At 52.0% G+C, this 25,532-nt stretch carries 28 protein-coding genes and 1 tRNA gene; 22 read left to right on the top strand and 7 right to left on the bottom strand.

The window, feature by feature from the left end:
* Window position 1: 1 nt before the first annotated feature.
* Window positions 2–976 carry a homoserine kinase gene (locus DHf2319_RS07735; RefSeq protein WP_243480056.1) on the bottom strand — a complete coding sequence of 325 codons (975 nt, stop codon included), beginning with the start codon at window positions 974–976 and terminating at the stop codon, window positions 2–4.
* A gap of 115 nt (window positions 977–1,091) precedes the next feature.
* Between DHf2319_RS07735 and dusA the strand changes: the two genes are divergently transcribed.
* Window positions 1,092–2,087 (top strand): tRNA dihydrouridine(20/20a) synthase DusA, encoded by a 996-nt coding sequence (gene dusA, locus DHf2319_RS07730; protein WP_243477587.1) that lies wholly within the window; start codon window positions 1,092–1,094, stop codon window positions 2,085–2,087.
* A gap of 17 nt (window positions 2,088–2,104) precedes the next feature.
* Here the strand turns inward: dusA and DHf2319_RS07725 are convergent, their stop codons facing one another.
* Together DHf2319_RS07725 and DHf2319_RS07720 are read right to left on the bottom strand one after the other, a co-directional pair.
* Window positions 2,105–2,563, bottom strand: a complete 459-nt coding sequence (locus DHf2319_RS07725; RefSeq protein ID WP_243477586.1) for a CBS domain-containing protein — start codon at window positions 2,561–2,563, stop codon at window positions 2,105–2,107.
* Between the two features lie 44 nt (window positions 2,564–2,607).
* Entirely contained in the window at window positions 2,608–3,483 is an 876-nt protein-coding gene (locus tag DHf2319_RS07720) for a YihY family inner membrane protein (RefSeq protein ID WP_243477585.1), read from the bottom strand.
* 37 nt (window positions 3,484–3,520) lie between these two features.
* Here DHf2319_RS07720 and DHf2319_RS07715 point away from each other — a divergent pair, with 37 nt between their 5' ends.
* From DHf2319_RS07715 to DHf2319_RS07665, 11 genes are all read left to right on the top strand, one after another.
* A complete protein-coding gene (locus DHf2319_RS07715) occupies window positions 3,521–3,925 on the top strand; it encodes a DUF2069 domain-containing protein (protein ID WP_243477584.1) in 405 nt (134 codons plus the stop codon).
* A 126-nt stretch (window positions 3,926–4,051) separates the two neighbouring features.
* Window positions 4,052–5,110 (top strand): chorismate synthase, encoded by a 1,059-nt coding sequence (gene aroC / locus DHf2319_RS07710; protein ID WP_243477583.1) that lies wholly within the window; start codon window positions 4,052–4,054, stop codon window positions 5,108–5,110.
* Window positions 5,111–5,255: 145 nt separating this feature from the next.
* Window positions 5,256–6,659 carry a 3-isopropylmalate dehydratase large subunit gene (gene leuC, locus DHf2319_RS07705; protein WP_243477582.1) on the top strand — a complete coding sequence of 468 codons (1,404 nt, stop codon included), beginning with the start codon at window positions 5,256–5,258 and terminating at the stop codon, window positions 6,657–6,659.
* An 8-nt stretch (window positions 6,660–6,667) separates the two neighbouring features.
* Window positions 6,668–7,327: a 3-isopropylmalate dehydratase small subunit gene (gene leuD / locus DHf2319_RS07700; protein WP_243477581.1), complete on the top strand. Its 660-nt coding sequence runs from the start codon at window positions 6,668–6,670 to the stop codon at window positions 7,325–7,327.
* Window positions 7,324–8,406, top strand: a complete 1,083-nt coding sequence (gene leuB, locus DHf2319_RS07695) for a 3-isopropylmalate dehydrogenase (protein WP_243477580.1) — start codon at window positions 7,324–7,326, stop codon at window positions 8,404–8,406. The genes leuD and leuB overlap by 4 nt, the downstream gene beginning before the upstream one ends.
* Window positions 8,407–8,478: 72 nt before the next feature.
* Entirely contained in the window at window positions 8,479–9,606 is a 1,128-nt protein-coding gene (asd, locus tag DHf2319_RS07690) for an aspartate-semialdehyde dehydrogenase (RefSeq protein WP_243477579.1), read from the top strand.
* A gap of 109 nt (window positions 9,607–9,715) precedes the next feature.
* Window positions 9,716–11,182 carry a type IV pilus assembly protein FimV gene (locus DHf2319_RS07685; RefSeq protein WP_243477578.1) on the top strand — a complete coding sequence of 489 codons (1,467 nt, stop codon included), beginning with the start codon at window positions 9,716–9,718 and terminating at the stop codon, window positions 11,180–11,182.
* A gap of 5 nt (window positions 11,183–11,187) precedes the next feature.
* Complete coding sequence (truA, locus tag DHf2319_RS07680) at window positions 11,188–11,976, top strand: tRNA pseudouridine(38-40) synthase TruA (RefSeq protein WP_243477577.1); 789 nt, start codon at window positions 11,188–11,190, stop codon at window positions 11,974–11,976.
* A gap of 29 nt (window positions 11,977–12,005) precedes the next feature.
* Window positions 12,006–12,674, top strand: a complete 669-nt coding sequence (locus DHf2319_RS07675) for a phosphoribosylanthranilate isomerase (protein WP_243477576.1) — start codon at window positions 12,006–12,008, stop codon at window positions 12,672–12,674.
* A 115-nt stretch (window positions 12,675–12,789) separates the two neighbouring features.
* Window positions 12,790–12,866: transfer RNA gene (locus DHf2319_RS07670), tRNA-Val, on the top strand.
* A 173-nt stretch (window positions 12,867–13,039) separates the two neighbouring features.
* A complete protein-coding gene (locus tag DHf2319_RS07665; RefSeq protein ID WP_243477575.1) occupies window positions 13,040–13,834 on the top strand; it encodes an SDR family NAD(P)-dependent oxidoreductase in 795 nt (264 codons plus the stop codon).
* 91 nt (window positions 13,835–13,925) lie between these two features.
* Here DHf2319_RS07665 and DHf2319_RS07660 read toward each other — a convergent pair whose 3' ends face one another.
* Entirely contained in the window at window positions 13,926–14,150 is a 225-nt protein-coding gene (locus tag DHf2319_RS07660) for an HP1242/YdcH family protein (protein ID WP_243477574.1), read from the bottom strand.
* Window positions 14,151–14,222: 72 nt separating this feature from the next.
* Complete coding sequence (locus DHf2319_RS07655; protein WP_369810244.1) at window positions 14,223–15,269, bottom strand: serine hydrolase domain-containing protein; 1,047 nt, start codon at window positions 15,267–15,269, stop codon at window positions 14,223–14,225.
* 94 nt (window positions 15,270–15,363) lie between these two features.
* On the opposite strand from DHf2319_RS07655, the gene thrS reads away from it, so the two are divergent.
* The 6 genes from thrS to ptsP all read left to right on the top strand — a co-directional run bounded on the left by thrS (window position 15,364) and on the right by ptsP (window position 21,318).
* A complete protein-coding gene (gene thrS, locus DHf2319_RS07650) occupies window positions 15,364–17,304 on the top strand; it encodes a threonine--tRNA ligase (protein WP_243480055.1) in 1,941 nt (646 codons plus the stop codon).
* A gap of 18 nt (window positions 17,305–17,322) precedes the next feature.
* A complete protein-coding gene (gene infC / locus DHf2319_RS07645; protein ID WP_243480054.1) occupies window positions 17,323–17,874 on the top strand; it encodes a translation initiation factor IF-3 in 552 nt (183 codons plus the stop codon).
* Complete coding sequence (gene gshB, locus DHf2319_RS07640) at window positions 17,874–18,833, top strand: glutathione synthase (protein ID WP_243480053.1); 960 nt, start codon at window positions 17,874–17,876, stop codon at window positions 18,831–18,833. Before infC ends, gshB begins: the two co-directional genes overlap by 1 nt.
* Window positions 18,826–19,236, top strand: a complete 411-nt coding sequence (locus DHf2319_RS07635) for a PTS sugar transporter subunit IIA (RefSeq protein ID WP_243477572.1) — start codon at window positions 18,826–18,828, stop codon at window positions 19,234–19,236. The genes gshB and DHf2319_RS07635 overlap by 8 nt, the downstream gene beginning before the upstream one ends.
* Window positions 19,237–19,301: 65 nt before the next feature.
* On the top strand, window positions 19,302–19,571 hold the full coding sequence (locus DHf2319_RS07630) for an HPr family phosphocarrier protein (protein ID WP_243477571.1): 270 nt from the start codon (window positions 19,302–19,304) through the stop codon (window positions 19,569–19,571).
* A 58-nt stretch (window positions 19,572–19,629) separates the two neighbouring features.
* Complete coding sequence (gene ptsP / locus DHf2319_RS07625; protein ID WP_243480052.1) at window positions 19,630–21,318, top strand: phosphoenolpyruvate--protein phosphotransferase; 1,689 nt, start codon at window positions 19,630–19,632, stop codon at window positions 21,316–21,318.
* 129 nt (window positions 21,319–21,447) lie between these two features.
* On the opposite strand, the gene DHf2319_RS07620 is transcribed toward ptsP, so the two are convergent.
* Window positions 21,448–22,692 (bottom strand): ammonium transporter, encoded by a 1,245-nt coding sequence (locus tag DHf2319_RS07620; protein ID WP_243477570.1) that lies wholly within the window; start codon window positions 22,690–22,692, stop codon window positions 21,448–21,450.
* Window positions 22,693–22,709: 17 nt separating this feature from the next.
* The gene (locus DHf2319_RS07615; RefSeq protein WP_243477569.1) at window positions 22,710–23,048 is read right to left on the bottom strand and encodes a P-II family nitrogen regulator; all 339 of its coding nucleotides are present in this window, start codon (window positions 23,046–23,048) and stop codon (window positions 22,710–22,712) included.
* Window positions 23,049–23,350: 302 nt separating this feature from the next.
* Between DHf2319_RS07615 and DHf2319_RS07610 the strand changes: the two genes are divergently transcribed.
* From DHf2319_RS07610 to pheS, 4 genes are all read left to right on the top strand, one after another.
* Entirely contained in the window at window positions 23,351–23,608 is a 258-nt protein-coding gene (locus DHf2319_RS07610) for an accessory factor UbiK family protein (protein WP_243477568.1), read from the top strand.
* A 188-nt stretch (window positions 23,609–23,796) separates the two neighbouring features.
* Window positions 23,797–23,994, top strand: coding sequence for a 50S ribosomal protein L35 (rpmI, locus tag DHf2319_RS07605; RefSeq protein WP_243477567.1), 198 nt, complete (start codon window positions 23,797–23,799; stop codon window positions 23,992–23,994).
* A 12-nt stretch (window positions 23,995–24,006) separates the two neighbouring features.
* On the top strand, window positions 24,007–24,366 hold the full coding sequence (gene rplT, locus DHf2319_RS07600; RefSeq protein ID WP_243477566.1) for a 50S ribosomal protein L20: 360 nt from the start codon (window positions 24,007–24,009) through the stop codon (window positions 24,364–24,366).
* A 124-nt stretch (window positions 24,367–24,490) separates the two neighbouring features.
* Window positions 24,491–25,513: a phenylalanine--tRNA ligase subunit alpha gene (gene pheS / locus DHf2319_RS07595; protein ID WP_243477565.1), complete on the top strand. Its 1,023-nt coding sequence runs from the start codon at window positions 24,491–24,493 to the stop codon at window positions 25,511–25,513.
* Window positions 25,514–25,532 lie beyond the last annotated feature (19 nt).

Genomic DNA, 25,532 nt, shown 5'->3' with positions numbered 1-25,532 from the left:
TTCAAAACTCCGCGATAGGCGGTGCTGCCTGTGTCATTCTGAGAGTCAATATACGTTCGAAATGGGTGGGGTCATGCGGGATTAATTGCTCGGCTGGTCGAGGTCTATGGTAATCAAAAAGACGCGAAATCCAAAAACGTAATGCTGCTGCTCGCAGCATCAGTGGCCATTGCAACTTCTCCTGCTCAGTCAGTGGCCGCACGTTTTGGTAGGCGTTCATCCATGAATTCACCAGATCTGGCAGAAGCTCACCGGTTGCTCGGTCAATACACCAGTCATTAACAGCAACAGCCAAGTCAAAAATCCAGTGATCGCAACCAGCAAAATAGAAATCAATGACGCCTCCCATGCTTGGGGCTTGGCTGGTGCCCGTGAACAAGACGTTGTCGCGAAAGTAGTCGCAATGAGCCGGACCTGATGGCAATTGGTCAAATAGTCCATTGTCCCTAGCCTGGATCTGCTCATCGAGTGCTTGCCACAGAAGCTCATGTTGTTTGGCTGTTAAAAACTCCGTCAAAGTCGGTGCAGTGGCTTGCCACCAATCGAGCCCACGCAGATTGGTTTGGCGAATTTCAAAATCTCGAGCTGCCAAGTGCGCCTGTGCCATGGTCCTGGCGGCCAATGCGCAGTGATTGGCGTTTGGCTGCTTTATCCACTGGCCCGGCAGTCTTGAGACGATGATGGCCGGCTTGCCGTGTAAGACGGAAATACGCTGCCCGTCGCCCCGGGTCTGTGGCATGGGTACAGGAACATCCCGACTTGCGAGGTGATGCATTAGCTCGACGTAAAATGGCAGTTGTTCGATCCCTAGCACCTCGAATATGGTCAGCACATATCGACCCTGCTCGGTGTCGAGAAAGTAATTGGTGTTTTCGATGCCGGCCGAGATTCCCTCGAGCCCGGTGAGTTCACCTAGGCGGTAGGCCTTGAGCAGTTCGCTAGCGTCGGCATCGTTAACTGGGGTAAAGACAGCCATATAGTCAATTACAAAAAATGGTGGTGGCTGCAAGCGACTTGCCGCAGTAGTGGCATTGTAGACGAGGCGCAATCGACAGAACGCTGTCTTGATCTATCGACTTAAAATAGAGCACATGAAATCTGTTGAACCCCAAGATTGGCAATTGTGTGTGGCGCCCATGATCGATGTAACCGATCGGCACTGCCGTTTTTTTCATCGACTTCTAGCGCCCAAAGCAAGGCTGTACACCGAGATGACGACTACGGGGGCTCTGATTTTTGGGGATCAGGGGCGACATCTTGACTTTAATGATGCAGAACACCCCGTGGCGCTGCAACTTGGCGGTAGCGAGCCCCGGGATTTGGCCGCGTGCGCAAAAATTGGCGAGCGCTGGGGCTATGACGAAATTAATCTCAATTGTGGCTGTCCCTCGGAGCGAGTTCAAAAAGGTGCTTTTGGAGCCTGCCTTATGCGCGAACCGGAGCTCGTTGCTGACTGCATGAAGGCTATGCAAGACGCGGTTTCGGTGCCGGTGACCGTCAAACATCGACTAGGTCTGGATGGCGATACGGATTACGGTTTCGTACGTGATTTCGTCGGGAAACTTTATTCGATTGGTTGCCGCGTATTTATCGTCCACGCCCGACACGCCATACTCGGTGGTCTATCACCAAAAGAAAATCGGGAAATACCCCCCCTGCGATATGATCAGGCCGCGAATCTGCGACAAGATTTCCCGGAGGCAGTCATCGTGCTCAATGGGGGCTTGACGGATGTGGATCAATGTGTGGAATTACTCGAAGAATTCGATGGCGTGATGCTTGGTCGATCGGCTTGGCATGACCCTGTCATTTTGGACGGTCTGTCCGTGGCCTTGGGGCATCGCAAGACAGAGGCAGATCAGTCCGAGGTTGTTCAAGTCATGATGGATTACGCTGCGACTCACGTGCAACGGGGTGTACCGCTTCGTGTTATCGCTCGGACGATGCTTGGTTTGGCCCAAGGGCGACGAGGTGCCAGGCAGTGGCGACGTATGTTGTCAGATCAAAGGTTGCTGGCAGATAATGACCCGCACTTGCTGATGCAGGCTTGGCAACAGGTGAGTCACTCACACGCGACCAGCGGTTAGCGCCACCGGTCTGCTCGCTAGGCCTTGGGTTGCTCAGGCTCAGACGGCCAGTCACGGATGTAGGCCTTTAGCATTGAGTTCTCAAACTGTTGCGCAGCCACGATGGCTTGGGCCAAGTCATAAAACGAAATCACACCCATCAGGGTAGGGCCGTCCATCACAGGCATATAGCGGGAGTGCTTCGACAGCATTAACCGTTGCAACTCGTCAGCTTCAGTATTTGGCGTTACGCTCAGTGGTGCGTCGTCCATGATCGCCCGGATGGTGTATTGGCCTAGACTGCCTTGGTTGGCGTGAAGGTGACGCAAGATCTCTCGAAATGTCAGCATGCCAACCAACGTGCCATGTTCCATGATCACAAGCGATCCAATGTCATGCTCGCTCATGGTGCTGATAGCCTCGTGCACCGGCATATCTGGGGTGGCGGTGAATAAGGTGTTGCCTTTGACCTTAAGGATTTCACTGACTTTGAGCATAGTAGGTCTCCGCGCACATTTGATGGGTCGTTTATGTTTGGATTTTACGAGGCTGCCGGCATGTTGTCATGGTGCAAGTGCACATCCTCACGGTTCTGTGCCAGTTGTTGGGGCAAATTAGCTGCCACGATAGCGCCGAATAAAAAAGCCAACCATGATAAGTAAACCCACATCAGAAACGTGGGCAGCACCGAAAATGCACCATAGATGACGGTGTAGGTTGGAAAGTTGGCTAGATAAATCGCCAGTCCCCATTTGATCGCCTGAAATAAAAGCGTACTAATTAAGCCACCCAAGATGGACGGGACTAGACCAACCTGGCAATTGGGTACGGCTAGATACAGCAGTGTGCAACCAAGCCAGCTGATGACAAATGGCAGCCACGAGGCAACGGCGTGCCAAGGCAAAAGACCATCTGCGCTTTCCAGAGATAATGCCTGCTGCACCATGGATGAAGACGCCCAAAGACTGGCGCCCAAAATGATGGGGCCAAGTGAGAGCACAGCCCAGTAAATCAGGAAACGCTGGCCAAGTGGTCGCTGGCGTTTGACGTGCCAAATATCATTTAATGCATCATCTACCGACATAATGACCAAAATGGCCGTGACCAATAAAAAACCACCACCAATTGCGGACAGACTGGTGGCTTTACTCACAAACTCATCCAAATATTGCATGACAGTTGCCGAAAATTCCTCCGGCAAGAACTGCTGGCGCAGAAACTGTTGTAGTGAAGATTCAAATTCAGAAAAAATCGGGAAAGCCGTCATCAGAGACAGAGTGACTGTCAGTAGCGGTACGATTGCCAAGATCGTGGTGAAGGCCAAACTAGCCGCGATATGCAACAAGTTTTCGTTCAACGTGGCAGTCGCTATGCGGCGCGCAGTATGCCAAGTATGATTCAGGGCGTTACCGGTCATGGCAATCTCAAGATATGTTTAGCAAAATAATGCATTCATGATAGCAACTGAACAAGAATACTCGGCCATCAAATTGTCCAAGCGATTAAAGCTGATTGCAAATGTCAGCCTTTGGCTGCTGTTTTTGCTGTGTTTGGCCTGGGAGATTTTTTTAGCGCCTCTGCGCCCGGGTGGCACGCTTCTTTTTCTCAAAGCGGTACCTTTGGTGTTTGCGTTTCGAGGCGTAGCGAAGGGTAGTCTCTACACCATGCAATGGGCAGCCATGCTTGTGTTGCTCTATTTAATGGAGGGCGCCACCCGTGTCATGTCTGACCCGCCTGGTCCTAGTATTACGTTGGCGTGGCTAGAAATCTTGCTCTCGCTGGTATTTTTCTTTGCCGCAATTTTCTACGTCAGGCCGGCCAAACTGGCCGCCAAAGCTGCCGAGAAAGCAAAAAAATGAGCTTGACTTGCTTTTCGGACGCGGCGTGATGACAATCTTTGGGCGACCCGGCTAGACGCAGTCGCTTTGCTAAGTGCCATAATGCGGCTATCAGTCGGTTCCGGAAAACATTCACAAGATCTAAATATGTCAGGCAACTCTCTAGGAAAAATATTTTGTGTCACAAATTTTGGAGAATCGCATGGACCAGCGATCGGTTGCATCGTTGACGGTTGCCCTCCAGGTCTAGCGCTTGAGGTGGCCGACATCCAAGTGGAGCTTGACCGGCGCAGGCCAGGGACGTCCAGGCATGTGACACAGCGTCAGGAGCCAGATCAGGTTGAAATCCTCTCCGGTGTTTTTGAAGGCAAAACGACTGGTACGCCCATTGGTCTTTTGATCAGGAATCAAGACGCCCGAAGCAAGGACTACAGCAACATCGTTGATACGTTCAGGCCTGGGCACGCAGATTACACATACTGGAAGAAGTTTGATGTCAGGGATCCTCGCGGCGGTGGCCGATCTTCAGCTCGATTGACGGCCCCCACGGTAGCGGCTGGTGCCATCGCTAAAAAATGGTTAAAAGCCGTGCACGGTGCCTCTATACGCGGTTATATGAGCCAGCTTGGGACAATCGAGATCCCTTTTGAGAGTTGGGACCACGTACCCAATAACTCATTTTTCGCCGCCAACGCGAGTGTGATCGAGACGCTTGAGCAGTACATGGATCAATTGCGTAAGGACGGTGACTCTATTGGCGCGCGCATTGAAGTGGTGGCCAGTGGCGTACCCGCCGGTTGGGGCGAGCCTATTTATGATCGGCTCGATGCCGACATTGCCCACGCCATGATGGGACTGAACGCTGTCAAAGGTGTTGAAATTGGCGCTGGCTTTAAAAGTATTAGTCAGCGTGGTTCGGAGCACGGTGATGAAATGACGCCTGACGGGTTTTTAGGAAACAATGCAGGCGGCGTACTTGGCGGTATTTCAACTGGACAAGATGTGACGGTGAGTCTGGCGATCAAGCCCACCTCGAGCATTCGAATTGAACGGCGTTCTATCAACCGAGCTGGAGAACCTGTTTCGGTGCAAACGCTAGGCCGACACGATCCTTGCGTCGGCATCCGGGCTACACCGATCGCAGAAGCGTTGCTAGCGATCGTGCTCATGGATCACGCCCTTCGACATAGGGCTCAATGCGGCTAGACTGCGTGGCATAATCGAAAGCCTATGTGACCCAGGCTCTTGCGGCGTGTTCAAATTCTTGAGGTCTCCCGCGTCGCAAGTACTGGTTGTGAAGAGTCTTTTTAGCTAAACCGTATTTGTTGCAAATTGAGCTGGAACTGCTGCCATGAAACGAACACTCTATGACAAATTGTGGGATGCACATGTCGTGCACCAGGAAGCCGACGGTACCGCCATTCTGTATATTGATCGACACCTGTTACATGAGGTGACCAGTCCTCAGGCATTCGAAGGTCTTGAAATGGCAGGTCGCAAGCCCTGGAGGGTTAGCGCTAATTTGGCGGTTGCGGATCACAACGTGCCAACGCTGGATAGAAATAGCGGGATTGCGGATCCGATTTCCAAGCTGCAAGTCGATACCCTGGACAAGAATTGCGAAAAATTCGGCGTGATCGAATTCAAAATGAATGATTTGCGCCAAGGGATTGTGCATGTCATTGGCCCCGAACAGGGTGCGACATTGCCAGGCATGACCGTGGTGTGCGGCGACTCCCACACCAGTACGCATGGCGCTTTCGGCGCGTTAGCGCACGGCATTGGTACATCAGAAGTTGAGCACGTACTGGCCACGCAGACTTTGCTGGCTAAGAAGAGCAAAAACATGCTCGTGAAAGTTGACGGCAAGTTGCCAGTTGGCTGCACGGCCAAAGATGTCGTGTTGCATGTGATTGGCGTAATTGGTACGGCTGGGGGCACGGGCTATGCGATCGAATTTGGTGGCACAACCATCCGAGAGCTCACCGTTGAAGGTCGGATGACCGTATGCAATATGGCTATCGAGGCAGGAGCACGCTCTGGCATGGTGGCTGTCGATGACAAGACCATTGATTATTTCCGCGGACGTCCATTTGCCCCAACTGGGGCCATGTGGGATGCGGCGGTCCAGTATTGGCGTACGCTGCATTCGGATGATGGCGCCCATTTCGACCGGGTAGTTGAAATCAACGCGGCTGATATCGTGCCGCAGGTGACCTGGGGTACGTCGCCTGAAATGGTGTTGCCGGTAACTGCTCGAGTGCCGGATCCGGACAAAGAGAAAGATGCCACACGCCGCAGTGGCATGGAGCGTGCACTTCAGTACATGGGTTTGGAGCCAAATACTCCGATCACATCGATCAAGGTGGACAAGGTGTTTATCGGTTCGTGTACCAACTCACGCATCGAAGACCTACGGGCGGCTGCTGCAGTTGTGCGTGGCAAGCGCGTTGCCGCCAATGTCAAGCAAGCCATGGTGGTACCCGGTTCGGGTTTGGTGAAACAGCAGGCTGAACGTGAGGGTCTGGATAAGATTTTTATCGAATCCGGTTTCGAATGGCGCGAGCCCGGCTGTTCCATGTGCTTGGCTATGAACGCGGATCGACTTGAGCCAGGCGAGCGTTGTGCATCAACTTCAAATCGAAATTTTGAAGGTAGACAAGGCCAAGGAGGCCGCACACACCTGGTCAGTCCTGCTATGGCGGCCGCTGCCGCCGTCGAGGGCCATTTTGTTGACGTTAGAGGATTAAGTTAGGAATCGCAATGGACAAATTTACAGTACACAAAGGCATCGTTGCACCGCTTGATCGTGAGAACGTTGATACTGATCTGATCATTCCGAAGCAGTTTTTGAAATCGATCAAGCGCACGGGGTTTGGTCCGAACCTCTTTGACGAGCTTCGCTATCTGGATCACGGTGAGCCGGGTATGGACAACACAAAACGTCCGCTTAACCCGGACTTTGTATTGAATCAGCCGCGTTATCAGGGCGCATCGATTTTATTGGCCCGTAAAAATTTTGGTTGTGGCTCAAGCCGTGAACACGCACCTTGGGCGTTATTGCAGTACGGTTTTCGCGCCGTGATCGCGCCATCCTTTGCTGACATTTTCTTTAATAACTGTTTCAAGAACGGCTTACTACCGATCGTGTTGTCAGAGATGGAGGTTGCGCGGCTATTTGATGAGGTTAATGGTTTTAACGGCTATGAGCTCATAGTGGATCTGCCAGCTCAGGTCGTTCGAACCGGCGATGGGCGTGAGTTCGGTTTTGCAGTAGATCCATTTCGCAAAGATTGCCTGATTCACGGTTTGGATGATATTGGTTTGACTCTCAAGCATGCTGACAAGATTCGTGCCTTCGAGGCCGAGCGGCTGGCCCGTCAGCCTTGGCTAGATGTTCAGCCACTTCAGGGGCGGGTATGACACACAAAATTGCTGTTTTAGCGGGCGACGGTATTGGCCCGGAAATTGTTGAGCAAGCGTTGCGCGTATTGCACGCCCTGGGGCTGTCGATTCAGGTTGAGCAGGCGCTGGTCGGAGGAGCGGCATACGATGAGCATGGGCATCCGCTACCTGCACAAACGCTTGAGCTGGCCAAGTCTAGTCATGCGATCTTATTCGGCGCAGTTGGTGATTGGAAGTATGACAAGCTGCCGCGTGAACACCGGCCTGAACAGGCGATTTTAGGATTGCGTAAAGCGCTTGGTCTATTTGCGAACCTGCGTCCTGCCATTTTGTATCCTGAACTGGCCAACGCATCTTCATTAAAACCAGAGGTGGTGGCCGGCTTAGACATCCTTATTCTACGGGAGTTGACCGGCGACATTTATTTCGGTCAACCGCGCGGCGTTAGAACCGCTGTCGACGGGTCATTTATTGGCGAGCGTGAGGGTTTTGACACCATGCGCTACGCGGAAACAGAAATCAGGCGTATTGCACACCTTGGATTTCAGACGGCTAAAAAACGCCGTTCCAAACTGTGCAGCGTAGACAAAGCCAACGTTCTGGAGACGTCACAGTTCTGGCGGGATATCGTCATTGATGTGGCCAAGGACTATCCTGAGGTTGAACTTTCACACATGTATGTCGACAATGCCGCGATGCAACTTGTACGTGCGCCCAAAGAGTTTGACGTGATCGTAACGGGTAACCTGTTTGGAGACATCCTGTCCGACGAAGCCGCCATGTTGACTGGGTCTATCGGCATGTTGCCTTCTGCGTCTTTGAATGAATCGGGGCAGGGGCTCTATGAGCCTAGCCACGGATCCGCTCCGGATATCGCGGGTCAAGGCATTGCCAATCCCCTGGCGACGATGCTTTCAGCAGCGATGATGTTGCGCTACTCGCTCAATGAAGACGGTGCAGCAGACCGAATTGAGTCAGCCGTGCGTCAGGTTCTAGCACAAGGGTTGCGTACTGCAGACATTTTTGAGGCTGGAACCACAAAAGTAAGTACTGCACAGATGGGCGATGCTGTGTTGCAGGCACTGAGCAAGGTATGATGTGACTTTTGGCAATCACGCTACCACCACGATGGCTAGCGTGGTTTGTTTTGTCATTAAGGCACATCACAAATGAGTTCTTCTGTCGGATTTATTGGTTGGCGCGGGATGGTGGGTTCTGTGCTCATGCAGCGCATGCGCGAGGAAAATGACTTCGCCGGTATCAACCCCGTTTTCTTCTCTACTAGCAACGTAGGGGGCCGAGCTCCGGACTGGGTTGGTGCAAGCTCACTGCAAGATGCCTACGACATCGATTCATTAAAAAAACTACCAATCATTGTTACGACACAGGGCGGCGACTACACCACCGCCGTACATGAGAAGTTGCGTGCGGCCGGTTGGGATGGTTACTGGATTGATGCAGCTAGCACTTTGCGCATGAAGCCCAACGCGGTGATCGTTTTGGATCCAGTGAATCGGCAGGTGATCGACAGCGCGCTGGGCAAAGGAATCAAAGACTTCGTGGGTGGTAACTGCACGGTGTCTTGCATGCTGATGGGCTTGGCAGGGTTGTTCCATGCCGGCCTGATCGAATGGATGACCAGCATGACCTATCAGGCTGCTTCCGGCGGTGGGGCGCAGCACATGCGGGAGCTGCTCACTCAATTTGGCTTATTGAATGAGTGCGTGGGTGACAAGCTTGCTGATCCTGCTAGTGCAATTTTAGAAATTGACAAAACCGTCCTTGAACTGCAACGCAGTGGCAAATTGCCAGTCGACAATTTTGGTGTACCCCTTGCTGGTAATTTGATTCCCTGGATCGATAAGGATCTTGGTAACGGCGTGTCGCGCGAGGAATGGAAAGCGGGTGCTGAAACCAACAAGATCCTTGGTCGAGGCGAGGGTTTCGATGATCCAGCCATCGCCATCGACGGTCTATGCGTGCGAGTCGGGGCAATGCGTTGCCATAGTCAGGCGCTAACGATCAAGTTAACGCGCGATGTTCCACTTGATGAAATTGCGCAGATCATCGATCAAGGTACGCCCTGGGCTAAAGTGATCCCTAATTCTAGGGAGGCGACGATGTCGGAGTTGTCACCGGTAGCTGTCACGGGAACGCTTGATATTCCCGTCGGACGACTACGCAAAATGAGCATGGGTCCAAACTTCCTCAGTGCCTTTACGGTCGGGGATCAATTGCTCTGGGGGGCAGCTGAACCATTGCGGCGTATGTTGAATATCGTTCTTAAGCGCAATTGAGTTGATTTTGTTACATTCAGTATCAGTTCAGCTAACAAACTGAGACGGATTGGCTAGACATTTAACCTTGGCCGCTCTAACCCTGATCGCTCCTGAGATGAATAAGAAGATGAAATTCCTCACGTCTTTGATGGTTTCCAAAGCCGCCACCCTGTGTGCTGTTGTTGTAACGGTGATGGCCATGATTGGCGCCTCAAGCGCTGCGGCTTTTGAAGTTGGGCACTCCCGTGTGGTTTCATCGCCCGGTCAGCCACTGGTACTACAGGTTCCGATTGTGAACATGTCTGAGCAGGAGGCAAGTTCGCTGGTGGCAAACATCGCGCCTGCTTCGGCATGGCAGGCCACCGGATTAAAGCCGCCCGTACCATTAAATTCACTCTCTTTGTCGATTGTGCCGGGCAGACAAGTGGGCTCTCGAGTGGTTGAGATAAGGTCAGCTCAGGTAACCGAGTCGACGGTGGTTGACGTGTTACTGACTGTCAGCACGTCTGCTTCAAGCAGAACTGTACAGGCGAGCATTATTGTGCCGCCACCACCCAAAGTTCGCTTGGCAGCAGATCAGATTACCGTGCAGCGCGGAGACACCTTAATTGGTATTGCTGAACAGTTTCCAGTGTCAGGTGCTAACCTGTATCAGCAACTTTGGGCTTTGTACAGTTCTAATCCCAATGCCTTTTTGCGTGAGAACATGAATTTGCTCAAGGCAGGTGCAGCCTTGCGGATTCCTGATGCAGATGCAGTTAGGGCGGTTGACCCCGTGTTTGCCAAGGCGCAGTATTTGGCTCATGTTCGTGCCTTCAGGCAGTCGCGCGGGACTGGTCAAGGCAATCAGGGAATTGCTGCCCAAGCAAGTGCGCAAACATTACAGCCTACAGAGCAGCAGCAAGGGTCTGTCGAGCAAGCCAGCACTGAGCCTGCACCGCCTGCTAATGACCAGGTACGATTAACGGCCGCCGAACAAGGTGCACAAGTGGCGCAGGCTGATGCCCAGGCGGACACTGAAGCTGCCCGTGCAAAAGCGCTTACTGAAGAGCTCGAACGTAAACAGGCGCTCGAACAAAACATTACCGCTTTACAGGGTGCGATTGCGACGAATTCACAAAATGGTGCGCAGCAGTCTGCAGCAGCCGGTGAGGCCGACGCAAACGCGGCAACGCTCGCTAGCGGTCAGCCGAAGGGTGACGCAGGGGGCCCATCTGCAAGTGCTGCTTCGAATGTAAATGAAAGCAAGTCGGAACCTGCTTCACAAGCTTCCGGTTCATCGCCTTCGACCGAACAAGGATCATCTGCCAGCAGCCAGTCCTCCAATTCTGAGGTATCAGTGGGTATGTTTACCAAAGTTGGCCAGTGGGTAACCGACAACACAACTGCTGCAATTGCTTTGCTACTGGCTCTGATTGCATTGATTTTGGCGTGGGCGTTAAGCGCCACCAAGAAAAAATCGTCGCAACCGGATGTTGACGACAAGCGGGTTGAACATGCCGCTGCAGATTTTGAGCAAAAGCTAAAAGATATCGACCTGTCACTCGATGACAAATCCGAGCCAACGATGTCTAAACCAGACAACAAGGCCTAGTTCTGATGGTGCGAATGGCCCTTGGCGTCAGTTATGACGGCAGGCCGTGGTTTGGGTGGCAAACACAGCCAAACGGCCAGACTGTTCAAGATCAGCTTGAAGCCGCGTTGAAGCAATTTGTGGGTGTTGCTGTACCAACCATATGTGCGGGCCGAACCGATACGGGTGTGCATGCCACTGCACAGGTGGTTCACTTTGATGTACCCGTTCAGCGTTCAAATGTATCCTGGGTTAGGGGGCTAAATAGCCTGCTACCCGATTCAATTGCAATCCAATGGGCTTGTCCGGTAGTGCCAGAGTTTCATGCACGCTTTAGCGCGTTATCAAGGTCCTACACCTATCTGTTGATCAATACACCGGTTCGACAGCCTCTGTGGGCAGGCAGAGCCGGTTGGTGCTTTAGGCCGCTCGATCTTGAGCGCATGCAGCAAGCCTCGAAGGTCCTGATTGGTGAGCACGATTTCTCCAGTTTCAGATCGTCACAATGCCAAGCGGCTACGCCCATACGTACCATGCACGAAATTGACATAAGGCGCGATGGTGATTTGGTCTTGATTCACCTTAAAGCCAATGCTTTTTTGCATCATATGGTTCGAAATATAGTTGGAGAGCTTGTCTTGCTGGGACAGGGCAAAACGGACATCGCACACTTTGAGCGTATCTTCAAAGCGTTGGATCGTACCCAAGCGGCACCTACCTACAGCGCAAGCGGGCTATATTTAACCGATGTTCAATACCCAGAGAGTTTGCTCAGCAAGCCAGCGATGACAAACACACCGATCCTGCAGTTGTGATGGTCGGCTTGCTTTCTCCTTAGGAATCCATGGACGCTGACACGCTAGATCATAGACGTACACGCATCAAAATCTGCGGCTTGACCCGTGAGGGTGATGTGGCGCTTGCTTGCGAGCTGGGTGCTGATGCGCTTGGTTTTGTTTTTTATCCCAAAAGTCGCCGGTGTTTGTCACCGGAGCGTGCAGCTCAGCTAGCCAAGAGTCGTGATGTTTTTGTTGACAGCGTGGCATTGTTTGTTGAGCCGTCACCGGATTTGGTGGCTGATGTGATAAGTGTCATGCACCCGAACTATCTCCAGTTCCATGGCGATGAGACCGCCAAATTTTGTGAGCAGTTCAACTGGCCTTACATAAAAGCTTTTCGAGTGGGAGCGCCGGGGCTTGATACTCCAGAGGGTGTGTTAAAGACATGCCAACAATACAGTAGTGCCCGGGGTTGGCTTTTTGATAGTTTTACGCCTGCCTACGGGGGCAGTGGCCACGAATTTGACAGAGACCTATTGGCGCTCGTATCTAGCTCGGGTAATAAACCAGTCATATTATCCGGTGGGCTTCGAACCGATAATGTGAAATCGCTTATTACCAAAGTGCGCCCGCAAGCAGTGGACGTTAGCAGTGGGGTGGAGTCTGAGCCAGGTGTCAAATGTCCCGAAAAAATGCGGGCGTTTGTTCAGGCCGTGGCTGGGACTTTGCGCTAAGCCACCCCTGCAAGCGGGTTTTTTCCTGAGGATTCCTACGATATACGCCAGCCTTGTTTTAGGCCTGTTTTGACAGCTGAAGATCTGCACGGTATTATGCGTCCTTCTTATCAGTAGGCGGTTAGCTCAGTTGGTTAGAGCGCCACGTTGACATCGTGGAGGTCGTTGGTTCGAATCCAATACCGCCTACCAGCCTTCACCCGAGCTTTTAGCTGACACACGCCACTATGCCGGCGGAAACACTCACCCACGTTGACTGACATCGTCTCCTCTGAACATAGGGTCTGAGGCTCACTGCTACACTTTGCGTTGTTGAAATCCATTGCATTATTGCTTATCCATGACGGCTTCAAAGGTACTGAATTATGCAAATCAAAGATAGTGTTGCGCTCATTACGGGTGCTGCCAGTGGAATTGGTGAAGCTACTGCAAAGCACTTGGCATCGCTTGGTGCGAAGATCGCCCTGATTGATCGAGATCTCGGGCAAATTGAACGCGTGCGTACCGATATAGAGACGGCGGGGGGCGCGGCGATCAGTGTGGCGGGTGATGTCACGTCAGAAGAGGACTCTGCTCGATTTGTCGAAGCTACCTTACAGGCCTTTGGGAAACTCAATATTGCTGTGAGCTGTGCTGGTGTCATCCGGGATGGCACCTTATTGAATATTGACAAGAATACCGGCCAGGTCTCACGTACGCTTGGGTTTGATAAGTGGAAGACTGTGATTGATGTCAACCTGACAGGCACGTTCTTAACGTTGCGTGATTGTGCTCAGGCAATGGTTAACGGCGGCTGGGATGGTTTGCTGGTGCCGATCTCCTCTGTGAATAAAATCGGCCAAGTGGGACAGCTGAACTACTCTGCCACCAAAGCAGCAATTGAACGTTTTCCCAAGATCATTGTTGGTGAGTTTTTATTACGCAAAATCCGTAACGTTCGGTGCGTTGGCATCGCTCCCGGTTACACCGAGACCCGCATTTTGCAGGATATGAACCAAGATGCTCTGCAGGCTATCCTGAAGGACGTACACCTAGGACGATTGATCAAGCCAACAGAAATTGCTGACATGATTGCCTACTGCGCCCAAAACGAAGCACTAAATGCCACCACCATTGAAATCACCGGGGGATTATGCTTTCCGGGAAACATCGCCAAGTAGAAAACCGGTCACAGGCCCTTTGTCAGGGGCTGTAAAAAAGCCGCACCGATTGGATGCGGCTTTTTAATCATCAGGTCGTCCCTGATTGTGCTTAGCTGCCTTCTTGCTCATGTTTCTTAAGGATCGAGTAGAGCTGATCCTTAAGATGCAGTTTTTCTTTTTTTAGTGTTTCGATCTCCTCATGGGTTCCCGGGGAGATGTGGTCTTCCATGTTCTTGATTTTTTGATCAAGCTCATTATGCTTGTCGAACAAGCGCATGAAGTGATGATCAGTGGTTTTTAGCTTGGTAATCAGATCACGAAACTCAGGAAACATAGTGGCTCCATCAGACTAGAAAATAGGGCTACCTAAAAGCAACCCTCTGACCAATCATATTACAGGTTACTGTCACTTAAAGGCCTGCACCACCCGTGCAAAAAACTCATCGGCTTGACTTGAGTCAATCCAACGTACGATCACAACCAGCTCTAGATCGGGCTCTACAAGACTGAAGTGACCACCGGCACCCATACCGAAGTAGGCGTGCGGTGAAAGTGATCGGAAGATTCGCTGCTGGTCATTTAGCCAGATCAGATATCCGTAAAACGGTGCGATTGCGCAGGGTGTTCGCATCTGGTCAATCCAATCTTTCGATAACACCTGCTGGCCACTGACCACGCCATTGGTGAGTAACATTTGAGTGAGTTTGAACTGATCATGCGCACTAATCGATACGCCGCCGCCCCAGTGCGAGCCGCCAGGGACAGATTGCACCATTTGGCCATTTAGCTCAACCCAAGCGTGGTCATAGCCAGTCCAGCGCCAATTGTCCGACAGGCCACATGGTTGAGCGATGTGTTGCTTGAAGACCTCGGGTAAGGACTTGCCGAACAAATGCAACAACGCTAGTGAGAGCTGATTAATACGCACATCGTTGTATTCCCAGTAACTTCCCGGCGTATGTAACTTACGCTTGGTGCCTTTCTTCCCTGCAGTGACAGGCGCAAAAGCAAGGCTACGGTAATGATCGACTTGATCTGGGATGTCAAAACAATGGCCTTCCCATTCGCTGGTTTGCTGCAAAAGATGACGCCAGGTGATCAGCCTGTTGTGATCATCATCAAACCCTATCCCCGGTAAGACTTCAGCAATGGGTTGGTCCGGTTTAAGCAAGTCCCTGTCATACGCCACACCCGCAAGCAGGGCAAGGTATGCCTTTGCAACGCTGAAGGTAAGGTCGCAGCGATCCGGCTCTCCGAATTGGGCGATTGTGCTGCCTGCTTGCGCAATCACTCCAGATACGCCGCCCCGGCCGTGAACAGGCCCAAACAAACGATTCCAGGGGGGAGGGTCGTCTTGATGCACGCCCCAAACCCCGTTGGGGTCGCGCGACCAGCCAACTTCATGGTCGATGGCAAATTGAATAGCGCTATCAAGCGGTTTTAATTTATTAATCAACGACTTTCCCCATTATTTACGAGAACTGCTGCGGCTCTAATGCTAAGATTTCAAGGTTACGCTAATCGTATTGTAAAAACGCTGAATAATGATGGTCGCTATTACTTTGCCCGATGGGTCAAAAAAAGAGTTCCCCGGTCCTGTTACGGTCGCAGAAGTTGCCCAGTCGATCGGTAGTGGGTTGGCCAAGGCCGCTCTCGCAGGACGTGTCACGCGCGGTGAGGATACCCGCTTGGTTGACACCAGTTTCACCCTTGATGGAGATGCTGAGCTCGCTATCGTGACTGCTAAAGATCCGGAGGGGCTTGACATGCTTCGCCACTCAACGGCTCACTTGTTGGCTTATGCCGTCAAGGAGCTGTTTCCCGAAGCGCAAGTCACTATTGGACCGGTCATTGACAACGGTTTTTATTACGACTTTTCTTATCACCGACCGTTTACGCCGGAAGATCTCGAGGCCATTGAGAAAAGGATGACGGAGCTTGCAGCCAAAGATGAGCCTGTGACGCGTGAAGAGTGGGCGCGTGATGAAGCCGTGGAGTTCTTTCGGGGTATGGGCGAAGTGTACAAGGCAGAAATCATTGCCTCCATCCCAACCAATGAGACGATTAGCCTGTACCGCGAAGGCAATTTCATTGATTTATGCCGTGGCCCGCACGTGCCAAGCACCGGCAAGCTTAAGGTCTTTAAGCTCATGAAAGTAGCGGGTGCCTACTGGCGTGGGGACAGCAACAACGAGATGTTGCAGCGGATTTACGGTACTGCCTGGGCGACCAAACAAGAGCAAGATGAATATTTGCACATGTTGGCAGAGGCTGAAAAGCGGGACCATCGACGTTTGGGGCGTGAGCTCGACCTGTTTCATTTTCAGGAAGAAGGTCCGGGTCTGGTTTTTTGGCATCCGAAGGGATGGGTAATCTGGCAGCAAGTCGAGCAGTACATGCGGGCCGTCTATCGGGACAATGGCTATCAGGAAGTGAAAGCGCCGCAAATTCTGGATCTGTCGCTTTGGAAGAAGACAGGACACTGGGATAACTACCGCGAAAACATGTTTACAACTGAGTCCGAAAACCGTGTCTACGGGCTAAAGCCAATGAACTGTCCCGGGCATGTGCAGATCTTTAACGCCAATTTGCACTCCTATCGCGAATTGCCGTTGCGTTATGGTGAGTTCGGACAATGTCATCGCAATGAGCCGTCGGGGTCATTGCATGGAATGATGCGGGTGCGTGGCTTCACACAAGACGACGGACATATCTTTTGCACTGAAGATCAATTGCAGGATGAATGCGCCGCGTTTACTGCCTTGCTGCAAAAAGTTTATGCTGATTTTGGGTTTAACGAAGTTCTATACAAGGTAGCTACCCGTCCAGAGAAGCGCATCGGCAGCGACGATAGCTGGGACAAGGCTGAAGAGGCCTTGATGGAGAGCCTAAAGCGCACTGGCTGTGCGTTTGAAGTCTCACCCGGCGAGGGCGCCTTTTATGGCCCCAAAATCGAGTACACCTTGAAAGATGCTATTGGTCGCCACTGGCAATGCGGGACTATTCAAGTTGACTTCTCCATGCCCGAGCGTCTGGGTGCTGAATTTGTGGATGAGCGTGACCAGCGCCGCACACCCGTTATGCTTCATCGCGCCATTTTGGGCTCGTTGGAGCGTTTTATTGGGATGTTGATTGAAAACTACGCTGGTGCGATGCCCCCTTGGCTCGCCCCCGTGCAGGTGGTTGTCTGCTGTATTTCTGAGTCATCAGCGCATTATGCGGCGCAAATCACACAAAGCTTGAAAAAACAAGGCTTTAGAGCTGACTCCGATTTGCGGGGCGAGAAAATCAACTATAAAATCCGAGAACACAGCCTTCAAAAGGTTCCTTACATCCTGGTAGTCGGAGAAAAAGAACGCGATGAAGGCTCGGTGGCTGTTCGTGCCCGAGGTGGTGTCAATCATGGTGTGATGCCATTTGAGGCCTTCACCACGTTATTGGCCGAGGACATCGATAACCACCGCCAAGTATCAGTGCCACAAGATTAATTTTTAGGAGTTTTAGACATCGCAACAGATAAGCCCCATCGCATTAATGGTGAAATCCGCGTGCCAGAAGTGCGACTGATAGGAATAGACGGTGAGCAGCTTGGCATCGTTAAAACGCTCGAAGCCCAGCGCATGGCCGAGCAAGAAGACGTGGATTTGGTAGAAATTGCCCCCAACGCGGATCCGCCAGTATGCCGCTTGATGGACTACGGTAAGTTCAAGTATCAGGAACAAAAGCGACAAGCTGAGGCTCGTGCCAAGCAAAAGGTCATACAGGTCAAAGAGGTCAAGTTTCGCCCTGGTACCGATGAAGGTGATTACCAGGTCAAACTGCGTAACCTGAAGCGCTTCTTAGACGAAGGCGATAAGGCTAAAGTCACATTAAGGTTTCGTGGCCGTGAGATGGCTCACCAGGAGCTCGGCATGAGAGTGCTTGAGCGCGTGCGTGATGACTTGCTCGAAATGGCTGTCGTCGAGGCTATGCCCAAACTTGAGGGTCGCCAAATGGTGATGGTGCTTGCACCGAAGAAAAAAGCGGTGCCAGGCAAGGGTGATGTCAAAGCGTCATGATGCATGTATTGTTTGTCATCGACCCGCTTGAAGGCTTAAAAGCCTACAAGGACTCTTCGGTTGCGATGATGAGAGCGCTAGTGGCTCGAGGCCACTCGATCAGCGTCGTACACCAAGGTGATCTTTTTATCGACGCTGGCGTGGTGAAAGCCAGCTCGCGCTCGATCGCCTTGCATCCGCATGGCGATCTGCATGGTCATGTTTGGTGGGACTACACCAGCGACTTCGAAGATCATGATTTAACGCAGTTCGCCTGCGTATTGATGCGCAAGGATCCTCCCTTTGACATGGAGTACGTCTATTCAACCCATTTGCTCGAGTACGCTCAAGCACTTGGTGCGAAGGTTTACAACCACGGGGCTGCAATTCGTAACCATCCAGAAAAACTGGCGATTACCGAGTTTGCCCAATTCACTGCGCCCACGCTTGTGACTCGTAATATCGCTCGAATCAAAGCATTTCATGCGCAACATGGCGACATCATCGTCAAACCACTTGATGGCATGGGGGGCACCGGCGTATTTCGTCTAAAGGCCGATGATGCCAACCGTAGCGCGATTCTTGAAACGCTAACTGATGATGGGCAACGTACCATCATGGCCCAACGCTACATTCCTGAAATCGTTGATGGTGACAAGAGAATTTTGTTAATCGGCGGTGAACCCGTGCCATACGCACTGGCACGTATACCGCTAGCAGGAGAGACGCGCGGTAATTTAGCTGCCGGTGGTCGCGGTGTGGCACAGCCGCTGACCGAACGTGATTGGCAAATCGCTAACGCGCTCGCACCGGTGTTGTACTCCAGAGGGTTGTTATTGGTCGGTCTGGATGTCATTGGCAGTTTTGTGACTGAAATTAATGTGACAAGTCCCACTTGTTTTGTGGAAATAACAGAGCAAACTGATTTTGATGTAGGCGAGCGTTTTGCCGTTGCCCTAGAGGCCGCTGTGCATGGCTGAATCACATGTTGCAGTAGCGGTGGTGACCCATGCGCCCTTGGGATCGGCTTTAAAGTCAATCGCAGAGCATATCTTCGGTGAGCATCCGGGCTTAACCGTGATTGATGTATTACCAGGCGCATGTGCTGACGACTCGACCGAGAGTTTATTGAAGCGACTGCGCAAACTAGACACGGGTGCTGGCGTGTTGCTGTTGACCGACTTGCCGGGCGCTTCTCCAGCGAACATTTGTGTGCGGGCTTGTACGTTGGCCAATCAAGCCGGTATGCGTTGTGAAGTCGTGGCTGGGGTGAACGCCTCGATGGTCTTGCGGGTGATCAATTACGCTACGAGTGATCTGAACGAGATTGTGCAAGTCGCCCTCGAAGGTGCTCGACAAACCATCAAGCGTGTAGACTCTTAAATCTAATAACGGCCAGTGGGCTGTGACTCGATTAACGATAGTGATTCACATTTGGAACTTGCGTTATGCCGCAAATCGATTTGGTGGTCTCCAATAAACTTGGCTTGCATGCCCGCGCTGCAGCGAAACTAACCAAGCTTGCCGGACAGTTCGCGAGTGACGTCTTTATTGCAAAGGACGCCAGGCGTGTTAATGCTAAAAGTATTATGGGCGTCATGATGCTAGCCGCTGGCAAGGGTACGACGGTACAGATCGAAGCCGAAGGTGGCGATGCGCAACAAGCACTGGATGCCATCAAGGGGTTATTTGATGACAAGTTTGGCGAAGGCGAATAGTCATCTACATCATTCGGCGGATAATCCAGGCGCCATGATTTGCCTTTACGGGCGAGCGGTGGCAAGTGGTTATGCCATGGGCCGAGCCGTTGTGCTGGGCGCAGCAGCACTCGAGGTTGAGCATTATCGCGTCGCACCAGAATCCGTCGAGCAAGAAACTGAGCGCTTGCAACGAGCGCTCAAGGTTACACACGAAGAGCTGACCGAGCTGGCTAGCACGTTGCCGGCTGACGCGCCGCGTGAACTCGCTGCGATATTGAGCGTGCATCAACTCTTGCTCGAAGACCCTTTGTTGGCTGAAGAAAGTTTGGCATTGATCAGGGAGCGTCAATACAACGCCGAGTGGGCTTTGACCACTCAGGGACAATTGCTAGGTGAGCAGTTCTCGGCGATGGACGATGAGTATTTGCGCGAGCGTGGGGCTGATGTCAGGCAAGTGGTTGAACGAGTGTTGCACACGCTTCGGGGTACGAAGGTAATTTCCGCGCTCGAAGGGGTCAGTGATAGCGGTGACCCTTTGATTGTGGTTGCTCACGATATTGCCCCGGCTGACATGATTCGTTTGCGAGGTGCCCGATTTGCTGGGTTCGTGACTGATTTGGGTGGCCCAACATCGCACACGGCGATCGTGGCGCGCAGTATGGGCGTGCCGGCAGTGGTCGCTTTGGGTAACGTTCGGCAGGTTGCGCGCGATGGTGATTATCTGATCCTTGATGGGCAAAGTGGTGCGGTTCTGATCAATCCGACGCCTGCCCAAATCGCAAGCTATCAGGCTTTGGCGAATCAATATGCCGACTCGCGTCGGGCATTGCTCAGTATCAAGGATATTGCCTGTCAAACACTCGATGGAGTTCGAATTGGATTACAGGCAAACATTGAACTGCCTGATGAGGTCGGCTTGGCATTAAGCCAGGGAGCAGAGGGTATTGGACTGTTTCGCAGTGAGTTTTTATTCATGGGCCGTGAAAACTTGCCAAGTGAAGAGGAACAGTTTCACGCCTATCAGTCTGTGGTGCAGCAAATGGGTAACCGCCCCGTGACCATTCGAACATTGGACATTGGTGCAGACAAATCGCTCGACGGTGAAGCAACGGTTGCCACTAACCCTGCTTTGGGCCAGAGAGCGATTCGCTACTGTCTTGCCCGTCCCGAGCTGTTTGCGGCTCAATTGCGCGCAATACTGCGAGCTTCGGCGTTTGGTTCGGTGAGGGTGTTAATACCAATGATCACCAGCCTCGCAGAGGTGAGGGCAACGTATGAAATGATCGAGTCAGTCAAACGATCATTGAGTGCGCAAGGTATCGCTTTCGACCCCACCGTACCGATCGGCGCGATGGTTGAAGTGCCCGCAATGGCGATCGCGATTGAACCGTTTGCTGATGCTTTCGATTTCTTGTCGATCGGAACAAACGATTTGATTCAATACACGCTGGGTATCGATAGAGCTGATTCCGAGGTGTCACCACTCTACGATCCGCTACATCCAGCCGTTTTACGCTTAATCGCCGGTACGATTAACGCCGGTGAGCGGTTTCGCAAGCCAGTCTCTGTTTGCGGAGAAATGGCGGGCGATGCAAATCTGACACGCCTATTGTTGGGTATGGGTTTGCAGCAGTTTTCTATGCATCCTAGGCAATTGCTAGATGTCAAGCAGCAGATTCTTCGAGCCCACTCTAATGCGCTGCGCACAAAAGTCGCTGCCGCATTAAACCGTGCGCAGTCAATTCATCCAGATGACCTGAATTAGGGTGATTCGATCATCCTAACTGCATGGACACCTTGCATTAATGATGAAGACATAAATAACGAGAGGCGGTGAAGCCGCCTCTCGTTAAGTCCAGCAGTAGCCACGGTATTTCAGTGGCCGCGTTTGGTGTTACTTCATGGTGAACTCGGGGTAGGCTTCCATGCCGCACTCTGCAATGTCTACGCCCTGATACTCCTCTTCTTCGCTCACACGGATACCCATGATGGCCTTGATGATTCCCCAAACGATCAAACTAGCGACAAAGACCCATACAAAGATTGTCAATGCACCGATGATCTGAGCGGTAAAGGTTGCATCAGCGTTGGTGATTGGCACTGCGAGCAAACCCCAGATACCAACCACGCCATGCACCGATATCGCTCCGACAGGATCGTCTATTTTCATTTTGTCGAGGGCGATGATCGAGAAAACAACCAATACGCCGCCGACCGCGCCAATCAGGGTTGCCGCAAGCGGTGATGGTGTGTCTGGCCCGGCAGTGATGGCAACCAGCCCAGCCAGAGCACCGTTCAGAATCATGGTGAGGTCAGCCTTGCCGAACATGATCTTGGCCACAATCAGGGCAGCGATCACGCCGCCAGCTGCCGCTGCGTTGGTGTTCATGAAGACCACCGCCACACTATTGGCCGACTCTACTGAGGCCGTTGCCAATACCGAGCCACCGTTAAAGCCAAACCAACCGAGCCACAACACGAATGTTCCAAGCGTGGCAAGCGGGAGATTGGCGCCAGGGATAGCGCGCACCTCGCCTTTGTCACCATATTTGCCTTTACGGGCGCCAAGCAAGATAACGCCCGCCAAGGCAGCAGCAGCACCAGCCATGTGAACGATGCCAGACCCTGCAAAGTCCAGAAAACCCAGATCACCAAGGCTGTACATGCCAAATACGGATTGGCCACCCCAGGTCCAGGAACCTTCCATCGGGTAAATAAAGCCAGTCATCACCACGGCAAACAGTGCAAATGCCCAGAGCTTCATGCGTTCAGCAACGGCGCCAGATACGATGGACATGGCAGTTGCCACAAACACCACCTGGAAGAAAAAGTCCGCTGACGGTGCATAGGTCGCTTCATCAGATACACCATCACCTGTAATGCCAGCTAGAAGGAATCCGCCGTCATACATAATGCTGTAGCCGACCACCATGTACATGGTGCAGGCAATCGCATAGAGCAGAATATTTTTGGTGAGTATTTCAGTGGTGTTCTTGGCTCGGACCAACCCAGCCTCGAGCATGGAAAAGCCTGCAGCCATCCACATCACCAAAGCCCCGCAGACCAAGAAATAGAACGTGTCTAGAGCGTACTGAAGCTGAAAAAACTGTGCTGGCACGTCAATAATTTCGGTATTCATCGTGATTTTCCTTTTGGTTACAGGGCATCAGGACCAGATTCGCCAGTACGAATCCGAATGACTTCTTCGAGTGGCGCCACAAAAATCTTGCCGTCACCGATCTTGCCGGTCTTGGCGGATTCTTGGATGGTCTCCAGTACACGCTCAACGATGTCGTCATTCACTGCAGCTTCAATACGAAGCTTGGGCAGAAAATCAACGGCGTATTCAGCGCCACGATAGAGCTCGGTGTGACCCTTTTGTCGGCCAAATCCTTTGACTTCCGTTACAGTCAGGCCCTGTACGCCGAGTGCCGACAGAGCGATCCGGACTTCGTCAAGCTTGAATGGCTTGATAATCGCAATCACTAGTTTCATGGGTTTTCCTTTTAGTCAGGGAACAGGTACACACCACAAAGCAAATGCCGTGCCAGCTTTAAAACAAAAGAATTTGCCTGAGTTTGGTGCAAGGCCTTGCACCTAGCTGACTTGAAGCACTGATCTGGTGCAAAAGTGGGTTGCGCTGCAACATTGACGAGCAGACCCGAGTGGATTGGTCACAGAGTCTGTAGGCACAAATTCGAATGGGTGCGGGCCAACAGGGACGGGATGGTCTTATTGGTTATGTGGCGATACACTCAACTTAGTTAGTTTTTTAGTCATGACAAGGAGTGCCAGACATGCAACCAAATCCCTGGCTAGATGCCTTCCAAAAGAATGTTTCTGACCTGATTAGCCGTAGCCCAGCTGCCGATGTAGAACGGAATGTAAGGGCGTTCATGAGTCAGGCCTTCAGTAAGCTCGATTTGGTGACTCGAGAGGAGTTTGACATTCAGTCTGATCTGCTGAGGCAGGCTGTCGCCAAGGTTGAGGGTCTAGAGCGACAAATACAGGCCTTAGAGCAAAGAATCACGGCACTTGAAAACGCTAAGGGCTGAGTTCTTTAATGGTGCCCTCTGGCGGTGACTGGTAAAACAAAGTTTGATTTTTTGCTATATAATCAAAGGCTTTCCTGAATTTGCTGGCACTTTGTGTGGGCTAGACAGGATAAGAAGTGTGGCCGGGTCAAAAAGTACTTGCCAACGGCGGCAAGGCACCTAGGCGACATGTCATAACTGGAAACATCATGCCGAAGATGAAAACCAAGAAAGGCGCTGCCAAGCGTTTTTCTGTGCGGGGCAGCGGCTCCATCAAGCGCGGTCAGGCTTTTAAGCGTCACATCCTGACCAAAAAAACGACCAAGAACAAGCGCCACCTCCGTGGCTCTACTGCTGTTCACGCGTCTGACGTCGCATCCGTGCGCGCCATGATGCCGTTTGCCTGATAGGAGAGAGAGATGCCTCGAGTTAAACGCGGTGTAACCGCACGTGCCCGTCACAAAAAAGTCATTGCCGCCGCCAAAGGTTATCGTGGGCGCCGCGGTAATGTGTTTCGTGTTGCCAAACAGGCTGTCATGCGTGCTGGTCAGTACGCCTACCGTGACCGTCGTAACAAAAAGCGTACTTTCCGTGCTTTGTGGATCACGCGTATCAACGCTGCGACGCGTGAGCATGGCGTTACCTACAGCACCTTTATCGCTGGTCTGAAAAAAGCAGCGATTGAGCTCGATCGCAAGGTGTTGGCAGACATGGCAGTCAACGACAAGGCCGGTTTTGCGGCTATTGTCAATCAGGCCAAGTCTGCGCTAGCGTCGTAAGACGAGGTTTCAGAGTTACTTCTGAAACCTAGGTGTTTTGACCTTGCGAACGGAGCCTTCATGGCTCCGTTCGTTTTTGTGGAAATAGCGCGCGAGCGCTGCCCAGTAATAAGCGATTACTGTCATGTCCGACACACTACAACAACTCGTTTCCCAGGCAAGTGCAGCTTTTGAAGCTGCGGCAGATGCAGCTAGCCTCGAAAATGCCAAAGCCAAATATCTCGGCAAGCAGGGCGCGCTGACTGAGCTGATGAAGGGTTTGTCCAAACTTGATGTCGAGCAAAAGAAAGCTGAAGGTGCGCGCATCAACGCCGCTAAACAGTCAATAGAAGCTTTACTTAACGCTAGGCGTCAGGCGTTGGCTGACGCTGCTTTGGCCAAAGAGTTGGCTCAGCAGACTGTTGATGTCACATTACCCGGACGAGGCGTGGGTGCTGCAGCCGTGCACCCCGTTATTCGTACTTGGCAAAGAGTCGAGGCGATATTTGGATCGATTGGGTTTGATGTTGCTGACGGGCCTGAAATTGAGAATGACTGGACTAACTTCACAGCGTTAAACAACCCTTTGAATCACCCGGCGCGTTCCATGCAGGATACGTTCTATGTCGATATGAAGGACGACGATGGCTTGCCCTTGCTTTTACGTACGCACACCAGTCCTATGCAGGTTCGCTACGCTCGAATGCACAAGCCGCCCATCAAGGTGATTGCACCGGGTCGAACATACCGTGTTGACAGCGATGCAACTCATTCGCCGATGTTTCATCAGGTAGAGGGCTTGTGGATTGACGAGAACATCTCGTTTGCGGATCTTAAAGGCGTCTATACAGACTTCATGCGCTGTTTTTTTGAAACGGACGATTTAAAGATTCGTTTCAGGCCATCTTTTTTTCCATTTACCGAGCCTTCAGCCGAAATCGACATGATGTTTACCAGCGGCCCCAACAAAGGTCGTTGGCTCGAAATCTCGGGCGCCGGTCAAGTCCATCCTGACGTGGTGCGCAACTTTGGGCTAGATCCTGATCGCTATATCGGTTTTGCATTTGGTTCGGGTCTCGAAAGACTGACCATGCTTCGGTATGGCGTGCATGATTTAAGACAGTTTTTTGAGGGTGACCTGCGATTTTTGGCACAGTTTGCGGAATAAGCCTCTGACTTGATCGTCC

Origin of the sequence: Orrella daihaiensis, from assembly GCF_022811525.1 — a bacterium.
Lineage (GTDB): Bacteria > Pseudomonadota > Gammaproteobacteria > Burkholderiales > Burkholderiaceae_B > Algicoccus > Algicoccus daihaiensis.
The sequence above is the reverse complement of the archived record's forward strand: the minus strand, read 5'-3'. Positions and strand labels throughout refer to the sequence as shown.

What these genes read in the sequence shown, in the direction of transcription:
- truA (WP_243477577.1), top strand. Translation starts at nt 11,188, where the DNA reads ATGGTGCGAATGGCCCTTGGCGTCAGTTATGACGGCAGGCCGTGGTTT.
- DHf2319_RS07615 (WP_243477569.1), bottom strand. Translation starts at nt 23,048, where the DNA reads ATGAAACTAGTGATTGCGATTATCAAGCCATTCAAGCTTGACGAAGTC.
- DHf2319_RS07735 (WP_243480056.1), bottom strand. Translation starts at nt 976, where the DNA reads ATGGCTGTCTTTACCCCAGTTAACGATGCCGACGCTAGCGAACTGCTC.
- thrS (WP_243480055.1), top strand. Translation starts at nt 15,364, where the DNA reads ATGGTCGCTATTACTTTGCCCGATGGGTCAAAAAAAGAGTTCCCCGGT.
- DHf2319_RS07720 (WP_243477585.1), bottom strand. Translation starts at nt 3,483, where the DNA reads ATGACCGGTAACGCCCTGAATCATACTTGGCATACTGCGCGCCGCATA.
- DHf2319_RS07635 (WP_243477572.1), top strand. Translation starts at nt 18,826, where the DNA reads ATGGCTGAATCACATGTTGCAGTAGCGGTGGTGACCCATGCGCCCTTG.
- DHf2319_RS07660 (WP_243477574.1), bottom strand. Translation starts at nt 14,150, where the DNA reads ATGTTTCCTGAGTTTCGTGATCTGATTACCAAGCTAAAAACCACTGAT.
- DHf2319_RS07675 (WP_243477576.1), top strand. Translation starts at nt 12,006, where the DNA reads ATGGACGCTGACACGCTAGATCATAGACGTACACGCATCAAAATCTGC.
- DHf2319_RS07725 (WP_243477586.1), bottom strand. Translation starts at nt 2,563, where the DNA reads ATGCTCAAAGTCAGTGAAATCCTTAAGGTCAAAGGCAACACCTTATTC.
- rplT (WP_243477566.1), top strand. Translation starts at nt 24,007, where the DNA reads ATGCCTCGAGTTAAACGCGGTGTAACCGCACGTGCCCGTCACAAAAAA.
- aroC (WP_243477583.1), top strand. Translation starts at nt 4,052, where the DNA reads ATGTCAGGCAACTCTCTAGGAAAAATATTTTGTGTCACAAATTTTGGA.
- asd (WP_243477579.1), top strand. Translation starts at nt 8,479, where the DNA reads ATGAGTTCTTCTGTCGGATTTATTGGTTGGCGCGGGATGGTGGGTTCT.
- leuD (WP_243477581.1), top strand. Translation starts at nt 6,668, where the DNA reads ATGGACAAATTTACAGTACACAAAGGCATCGTTGCACCGCTTGATCGT.
- DHf2319_RS07630 (WP_243477571.1), top strand. Translation starts at nt 19,302, where the DNA reads ATGCCGCAAATCGATTTGGTGGTCTCCAATAAACTTGGCTTGCATGCC.
- DHf2319_RS07685 (WP_243477578.1), top strand. Translation starts at nt 9,716, where the DNA reads ATGAAATTCCTCACGTCTTTGATGGTTTCCAAAGCCGCCACCCTGTGT.
- gshB (WP_243480053.1), top strand. Translation starts at nt 17,874, where the DNA reads ATGCATGTATTGTTTGTCATCGACCCGCTTGAAGGCTTAAAAGCCTAC.
- DHf2319_RS07610 (WP_243477568.1), top strand. Translation starts at nt 23,351, where the DNA reads ATGCAACCAAATCCCTGGCTAGATGCCTTCCAAAAGAATGTTTCTGAC.
- DHf2319_RS07665 (WP_243477575.1), top strand. Translation starts at nt 13,040, where the DNA reads ATGCAAATCAAAGATAGTGTTGCGCTCATTACGGGTGCTGCCAGTGGA.
- rpmI (WP_243477567.1), top strand. Translation starts at nt 23,797, where the DNA reads ATGCCGAAGATGAAAACCAAGAAAGGCGCTGCCAAGCGTTTTTCTGTG.
- leuB (WP_243477580.1), top strand. Translation starts at nt 7,324, where the DNA reads ATGACACACAAAATTGCTGTTTTAGCGGGCGACGGTATTGGCCCGGAA.
- leuC (WP_243477582.1), top strand. Translation starts at nt 5,256, where the DNA reads ATGAAACGAACACTCTATGACAAATTGTGGGATGCACATGTCGTGCAC.
- DHf2319_RS07620 (WP_243477570.1), bottom strand. Translation starts at nt 22,692, where the DNA reads ATGAATACCGAAATTATTGACGTGCCAGCACAGTTTTTTCAGCTTCAG.
- pheS (WP_243477565.1), top strand. Translation starts at nt 24,491, where the DNA reads ATGTCCGACACACTACAACAACTCGTTTCCCAGGCAAGTGCAGCTTTT.
- DHf2319_RS07715 (WP_243477584.1), top strand. Translation starts at nt 3,521, where the DNA reads ATGATAGCAACTGAACAAGAATACTCGGCCATCAAATTGTCCAAGCGA.
- dusA (WP_243477587.1), top strand. Translation starts at nt 1,092, where the DNA reads ATGAAATCTGTTGAACCCCAAGATTGGCAATTGTGTGTGGCGCCCATG.